Annotated in this window: 6 protein-coding genes and 1 pseudogene; all 7 read left to right on the top strand. The window is 67.1% G+C overall.

What is annotated here, in order from left to right; all coding sequences use genetic code 11:
• The coding region (lepA, locus tag B4L26_RS08660; RefSeq protein WP_290718027.1) for a translation elongation factor 4 at window positions 1-1812 on the top strand (1812 nt) is incomplete at its 5' end.
• A 16-nt stretch (window positions 1813-1828) separates the two neighbouring features.
• A complete protein-coding gene (locus B4L26_RS08655; RefSeq protein WP_290718025.1) occupies window positions 1829-3892 on the top strand; it encodes a M3 family metallopeptidase in 2064 nt (687 codons plus the stop codon).
• Window positions 3893-3965: 73 nt separating this feature from the next.
• The gene (locus B4L26_RS08650) at window positions 3966-4262 is read left to right on the top strand and encodes a hypothetical protein (protein ID WP_290718031.1); all 297 of its coding nucleotides are present in this window, start codon (window positions 3966-3968) and stop codon (window positions 4260-4262) included.
• Between the two features lie 234 nt (window positions 4263-4496).
• On the top strand, window positions 4497-5585 hold the full coding sequence (locus B4L26_RS08645) for a sulfate ABC transporter substrate-binding protein (protein ID WP_290718029.1): 1089 nt from the start codon (window positions 4497-4499) through the stop codon (window positions 5583-5585).
• A complete protein-coding gene (gene cysT / locus B4L26_RS08640) occupies window positions 5582-6436 on the top strand; it encodes a sulfate ABC transporter permease subunit CysT (RefSeq protein WP_290718023.1) in 855 nt (284 codons plus the stop codon). Before B4L26_RS08645 ends, cysT begins: the two co-directional genes overlap by 4 nt.
• A complete protein-coding gene (cysW, locus tag B4L26_RS08635; protein WP_290718020.1) occupies window positions 6433-7338 on the top strand; it encodes a sulfate ABC transporter permease subunit CysW in 906 nt (301 codons plus the stop codon). Before cysT ends, cysW begins: the two co-directional genes overlap by 4 nt.
• 1 nt (window position 7339) lies before the next feature.
• Window positions 7340-7462 (top strand): annotated as a pseudogene (locus B4L26_RS08630) (sulfate ABC transporter ATP-binding protein); the annotation flags it as partial.

Genomic DNA, 7462 nt, shown 5'->3' with positions numbered 1-7462 from the left:
AACTTCTGCATCATCGCCCATATCGACCACGGCAAGTCCACCCTGGCCGACCGCATGCTGCAGCTCACCGGCGTGGTCGAGGAGCGGCAGATGCGCGCCCAATACCTCGATCGCATGGACATCGAGCGCGAGCGTGGCATCACCATCAAGGCGCAGAACGTGCGCCTGCCATGGCAGGTCGAAGAAGCCGACGGCAGCAAGACCGATTACGTCATCCACCTCATCGACACCCCCGGCCACGTCGACTTCACGTACGAGGTGAGCCGTGCCCTCGAGGCGTGCGAGGGGGCGGTGCTCCTCGTCGACGCCGCTCAGGGCATCGAGGCGCAGACGCTGGCCAACCTGTACCTCGCGATGGAGAACGACCTGGAGATCATCCCGGTCCTCAACAAGATCGACCTGCCCGCCGCCGATCCGGAGCGCTACGCCGCGGAGCTCGCCCACATCGTCGGCTGCGAGCCCGACGAGGTGCTGCGCGTCTCGGGCAAGACCGGCGAGGGCGTTGCCGAACTTCTGGACCGTGTCATCGAGAAGGTACCGGCTCCAGTCGGCGATCCGGATGCGCCGGCCCGGGCGATGATCTTCGACTCCGTCTATGACACCTACCGTGGCGTGGTCACCTATGTCCGCGTCGTCGACGGCAGGATCGTGCCTCGCGAGAAGATCGCGATGATGTCGACCGGTGCCACCCACGAGTTGCTCGAGGTCGGCATCGTCTCGCCCGAGCCCAAGCCGAGCAAGGGCCTGGGCGTCGGGGAGGTCGGCTACCTCATCACCGGGGTGAAGGACGTCCGACAGTCAAAGGTCGGCGACACTGTGACCACTGCCCGCAATGGTGCGCAGAAGGCGCTGACCGGCTATCGCGAACCTGTTCCGATGGTCTACTCGGGCTTGTATCCGGTGGACGGCTCGGACTACCCGGTGCTGCGCGAGGCGTTGGAGAAATTGCAGCTCAACGACGCCGCGCTCACTTTCGAGCCGGAGACCTCGGTGGCGCTCGGGTTCGGTTTCCGATGCGGCTTCCTGGGCCTGCTGCACATGGAGATCACCCGCGAGCGCCTTGAGCGCGAGTTCGACCTCGACCTGATCTCCACCGCCCCCAACGTCGTCTACCGGGTTGTCATGGACGATGGGGCCGAGCACATCGTCACCAACCCGTCGGACTGGCCGTCGGGCAAGACGAAGGAGATCTTCGAGCCCATCACGAAGACGACGATCATCGCGCCCAGCGAGTACATCGGCGCGATCATGGAGCTGTGCCAGTCCCGGCGCGGGGAGCTCGGCGGCATGGACTACCTCTCGGAGACGCGCGTCGAGATCCGCTACACGCTGCCGATGGCCGAGATCATCTTCGACTTCTTCGACTCGTTGAAGTCGCGCACGCGCGGCTACGCCAGCCTCGACTATGAGGAGTCGGGGGAGGCTGCGGCCGACCTCGTGAAGGTCGACATCCTGCTGCAGGGCGAGGCCGTCGACGCGTTCAGCGCGATCGTCCACCGCGATGCGGCCTATGCGTACGGCAACAAGATGGCGCTCAAACTCAAGGAACTGATTCCGCGCCAGCAGTTCGAGGTACCGATCCAGGCCGCGATCGGCTCCAAGATCATCGCCCGGGAGAACATCCGGGCGATCCGCAAGGACGTGCTGGCCAAGTGCTACGGCGGTGACATCAGCCGTAAGCGCAAGCTGCTGGAGAAGCAGAAAGAGGGCAAGAAGCGGATGAAGACGATCGGCCGCGTCGACGTCCCGCAGGAAGCCTTCGTTGCCGCGCTCTCCTCCGACGCCGTCGGAGACAAACCGAAGGGGAAGTGACCCGTTGTCGCAAGCCGTGACCAATCCCGTGCTCGCCGCCAGCCCGCTGCCCTATGGACTTCCCGATTTCGACGCGATCTCCGATGACGATTTCGAGCCCGCGCTCACCGAGGCGATGGCTGACCAGCGCGCCGAGGTGGCGGAGATCATCGCGAACCCGGAGCCGCCCACCTTGGCGAACACTGTTGTGGCACTGGAGAACTCGGGTCAAGCGCTCGCATCTGCCGCACGCGTCTTCTACGGCGTCCTCGGCCCCGATTCGACGCCGGCGCGCAACGACATCGCCGCGCGCCTGGCACCCGCGCTGGCCGACCACCGCACCGGGATCCTCGCCGATCCGGCGCTCTTCGCCCGGCTGTCGGCGGTATGGGAGGCGCGCGACGAGCTGGACCTGGACGTCGACGAGCACCGATTGGTCGACAAGCAGTACCGCGACGCGGTGCGTGCCGGAGCCGCACTCGACGAGCAGGGGCGCGAGGAGATGCGGCGCATCACCACCCGGCTCGCCGATCTGACCACCGAGTTCGGACGCCTCATCCTCGAGGAGGCCAACGACGGTGCGGTGCATTTCGACGATGCGACGCAGTTGCACGGACTTTCGGCGGGCGAGCTTGCCGCCGCGGCGGCCAAGGCTGTCGAGGCCGGTGTCGACGGTTACCTGGTTGCCCTGGAACTGCCCACGAGTCAGGCCAGCGTCACCGAACTCACCGATACGCAGGCGCGCCAACGGGTGTTCGGCGCGTCGCTGGCGCGGGGGAGCAGGGGCAACGAGTTCGACACCCGTGCCCTGATCGCACAGATCGTCGCCCTGCGTGCCCGGCGCGCTGAGCTGCTCGGTTACCCCGACCACGCGGCCTACGTCGTCGACGAGGAGACGGCGCCCAGCGTCGATGCCGTCGAGGCTTTGCTGAGTCGACTCGTCGATGCGGTGACCCCCGCCGCGGAGGCGGAGGCGGAGGCTTTGCGGGCACTCGCCGGAGGGGAGTTGACCGCCGCGGACTACACGTTCTGGCTCGCCCGTCACCAGGAGACCGCCACCGACGGCGAGGGCGCGGCCGATTCACCGTTCGAGCAGTACTGCGAACTCGACCGCGTGCTGCGCGACGGAGTGTTCTTCGCCGCCGGCCGACTCTACGGCTTGACGTTCGCACCACGCCCCGACCTGCGCGGCTATCACCCCGACGTCGCGGTGTTCGAGGTCTTCGACGACCGCGGTGAGGGGTTGGGCCTCTACTTGGCGGACCTATACGCGCGCTCCACCAAGCGTGGCGGGGCGTGGATGACGTCGTTCGTCGAGCAGTCCCGCGAGCAGGGCACCAAGCCCGTCGTCGTCAACGTCATGAACATCCCGCACCCGGCCGACGGGCAGCCGACGCTGCTGAGTCTCGACCTGCTGATGACGCTGTTCCACGAGTTCGGCCATGCGTTGCACGGATTGCTCTCCGATGTGCGTTTCGTCTCGCAGTCGGGCACCTCGGTGCCGAGGGACTTCGTGGAATTCCCGTCCCAGGTCAACGAGCACTGGGCACTGCACCCCGATGTCGTAGCGAACTATGCGCGCCACGTCGAGACCGGTGAACCGGCCCCGGCACACCTGGTCGAGAAGGTGCGGGCGACTGGGACCATCGAGCCCGCGCACGCCACCGTCGAATACCTCGGCGCCGCGATCGTCGACCTCGGTTGGCACCGGCTGGCCGACGACGAGATCGCCGCACTCGACCCGGCCGCCGAAGGTGCGGACGCCGATGGCTCGGTCGCGGCGGTCGAGCGGCGTTCGCTGCAGCGCCTCGGTGCGTACAACCCGCTGATCCCGCCGCGCTATCTGGGTCCGTACTTCAACCACATCTTCGCCGGTGGCTACTCCGCGGCCTACTACGCCTACGTGTGGTCAGAAGTCCTGGATGCGGCCACGCGCGAGTGGTTCGACGCGAATGGCGGCCTGCGCCGCGAGCTGGGGCAGCGCTTCGCGTCGACGATCCTGTCGAAGGGTGACAGCGTCGAGCCGCTCGCCGCGCACCGCGAGTTGATCGGGCAGATCGCGCCGGTCGGACCACTGTTGCGCCGCCGCGGTCTGGCGTAGGCGCGACGACTATGCTGGGACGGGTGCGCAGCAGCGCTTTTCAATCACGCTGATTCGTAAGTGGGTGGCGACGGTGACCGGTTTACGCACCTGGTGGGACGGTGTCGAGGAATGGCTCATCCGCCTGCCCTTCGTGCCCCAACTGCTGGTCACGCTGGTTGTCGTGGTGCCGCTGGCGATCGTGGCCGCAATGGTGCTGTCACAGGTTGTGGAGGTCGTCACCGGAGTGGCCGCGTGGTTGGGCTCGGCCGTGTCATCGGTATGGAAATCGCAGGTCATCGCCCGATTCCCGGCCCGGCCGGGAACAAGTGAGCCCGGCCCAGTCGCCGCGTCCCCGGTGGGCGCCCCGTCGGCGGAGTCGGCGCCGTGAAGCGCTCGCCGGTCACCTGGGCACTGCTGGCGCTGATGGTCCTCGTCATCGTCGCGTGGTTCGTCATCGGCTAACACGCTGCGCAGGTCCCCGCACGCCGTGTCCGCAGCGGTCCGGCACGCGGTGAAACCGGGGTCGAACTCTTGTTACGTTGTGCCGGTCGAAGACAGCGATGACACGTGTAAGGAGATCCCGGTGACGACGACCCCGTTCCGGCGCCCCGCGGCGCGCCGTGTGGCACGCGCGGCCACCGTGGTCGCGCTTGCGGCTGCGACGGTGCTCGGCGCCACCGGCTGCGGCGGCGGATCCACCGACGAGCCCGGCGGCCTCGACATCTCCTCGGGCAGCCGGCATCTGAAACTCGTGGCCTACGCGGTGCCCAAGCCCGGATTCGACAAGATCATCCCGGCTTTCCGGGCGACGCCGCAGGGCCATGACATCGGCTTCTCGCAGAGCTACGGCGCCTCCGGTGACCAGTCCCGCAAGGTTGCCCGTCGCGTTCCCGCCGACGTCGTGAACTTCTCCGTCGAACCCGACATCACCCGACTGGTCAAGGAGGGCGTCGTCGACGAGGACTGGAAGTCGCAGGCGCCGAACAACAGCACGCCGTTCGGATCGGTCGTCGCCCTCGTGGTTCGCAAGGGCAACCCCAAGAACATCCATGACTGGGACGATCTGCTCAAGCCCGGGGTCCAGGTCATCACGCCCAACCCGGGTAGCTCGGGATCGGCGAAATGGAATCTGCTCGCACCCTTCGCGGCCAAGAGCGACGGTGGGCGCAATCCACAGGCCGGCCTGGACTACATCGCCGAGCTGGTGCGCGACCACATCACCGTGCAGCCCAAGTCGGGCCGCGAGGCGACGACCGCCTTCGAGCAGGGCCAGGGCGACGTGCTGATCAGCTATGAGAACGAGGCGATCATGCTCACCCGCGGCGGCGAGGAACAGCGCCAGCAGGTCGAATATCTCCTTCCGCCGCAGACGTTCAAGATCGAGAACCCCGTCGCGGTCGTCAACACCAGCACCGACAAGCCCGCGGCGAAGGCGTTCGTGGACTTTCTGTTCACACCGCAGGCACAGACGCTGTGGGCGCAGGCCGGCTTCCGGCCGGTGATCCCTGAAGTCATCGCGCAGACGACGGCGTTGTTCCCGGGCCAGATCGACAAACTGTGGACGATTGCCGAATTGGGCAAGGTCCTCGGGGAGGGCACGGCAGCGGAGAATGACGGCAAGGATCTGACCGGCTGGAAGGCGATCGACACCGCCCTGTTCGGATCGAAGGGCGCGGTCACCAAGATCTACAACGCGGGAGGACGCAAATGAGCGCCGATACCGCCACGCGGACCACCGCGCCGCGCGGCTTCCTGGGCCGGCCCTCCACGTTCACCGGTGTGTCACCGCTGGGCGTCGGGGTGGCGTGGCTGTGGCTGAGCCTGATCGTCCTGCTCCCGCTGGCGGCCATCGCCGTGCAGTCCTTCGGGGGCGGCTGGAGTGGATTCTGGGGGGCCATCACCGAGCGCAACGCGATCGATGCGCTCGTGATCACCGTCGGCGTCTCGCTCGTCGTCGCGCTGATCAACGTCGTATTCGGCACGCTGATCGCCTGGGTCCTCGTGCGCGACGAGTTCCCCGGGAAGGGTTTCGTCAACGCGATCATCGACCTTCCGTTCGCGTTGCCGACGATCGTCGCGAGCCTCGTGCTGCTGTCGCTGTACGGGCCGAACTCGCCGGTCGACATCCACCTGAACGCGACGAGGCCGGCGCTGGTCGTCGCCCTGACGTTCGTCACGCTGCCGTTCGTCGTGCGTCAAGTGCAGCCGGTGCTCCTCGAACTCGACACCGACGTCGAAGAGGCGGCCGCAGTCCTCGGGGCGAGCAACAGGGTTACGTTCACCAAGATCGTGCTGCCCGCGCTGCTCCCGGCGATCCTCACCGGTGCCGGCCTGGCGTTCACGCGGGCCATCGGCGAGTTCGGGTCGGTCGTGCTGATCGGCGGAAACATCCCCGGTGACACCCAGGTGGCATCGCAATACATCCAGCAGCAGATCGAGATCGACGAACCGGTCAACGCGGCCGCCATCTCGGTGGTCCTGCTGCTGATCGCGTTCCTCGCCTTGTTCGTCCTGCGGATCGTCGGGCGCCGTCAGTCCGTGCGAGAGGATCATGACCGATGAGGATCTCCCCGTTCACCCGCTACGCTCTGCGCACCGTCGCATTGGTGTACCTGTTCATCCTCCTCGTCGTGCCGGTGGCACTGATCTTCTGGCGCTCCTTCGAGCACGGCCTGGGCCAGTTCTGGGAGTGGATCACCACGCCCGCGGCGATTTCTGCGCTGCAGTTGAGCCTGCTGATCGTCGCGATCGTCGTGCCGCTCAATGTCGTCTTCGGCGTCGCGACCGCCCTGGCGCTGACCCGCGGCAACTTCCCCGGCAAGGGCCTGCTGCAGTCGGTCGTCGACCTGCCATTCGCGGTGTCGCCGGTCGTCGCCGGCGTCGCACTCATCCTGCTGTGGGGCCACGGTGGCTGGTTCGGCGGTGTGGAGAGCCTCGGCTTCCGGGTGATCTTCGGATTCCCCGGCCTGGTACTGGCGACGCTGTTCGTGACGCTGCCATTCGTCGTGCGCGAAGTCGAGCCGGTGCTCCGAGAGATCGGGACCGAGCAGGAGCAGGCCGCTGCCACGCTCGGTGCCAGCGGGTGGCAGACGTTCAGCCGCATCACCCTGCCCGCGATCCGCTGGGGCCTGACCTACGGTGTGGTCCTCACCATCGCCCGCTCTCTCGGTGAGTACGGCGCGGTCACCATGGTCTCGTCGAACTACCCCGGTATCTCGCAGACGCTGACCCTGCTGGTCCACTCGCGCTACACCGACGACTACAACGAGTTCGGCGCGTACGCCGCGGCGACCCTGCTGATGCTCGTCGCGATCGCGGTCCTCGTCGCGATGACGATCATCGAGCGCCGCGTCCGCAACCGCTACGCGGACGCGAGTACGTCCAAGGCGTCGACCGACACCATTCCCGATGTGCCCGACGGCCCCGAGGCCCTGGCACCCCAGCTGATCAAGGAAGGCGTGTGACATGTCCATCTCGGTAATCGGGGCAAACAAGCGCTACGGCGACTTCGCCGCCCTCGACAACGTCTCCATCGATATTCCGGAGGGCTCGCTGACCTCGCTGCTCGGGCCGTCGGGGTCGGGCAAG

The sequence above is a fragment of the Gordonia sp. UBA7599 genome (assembly GCA_002477755.1).
Taxonomy (GTDB): Bacteria; Actinomycetota; Actinomycetes; order Mycobacteriales; family Mycobacteriaceae; genus Gordonia.
The sequence above is the reverse complement of the archived record's forward strand: the minus strand, read 5'-3'. Positions and strand labels throughout refer to the sequence as shown.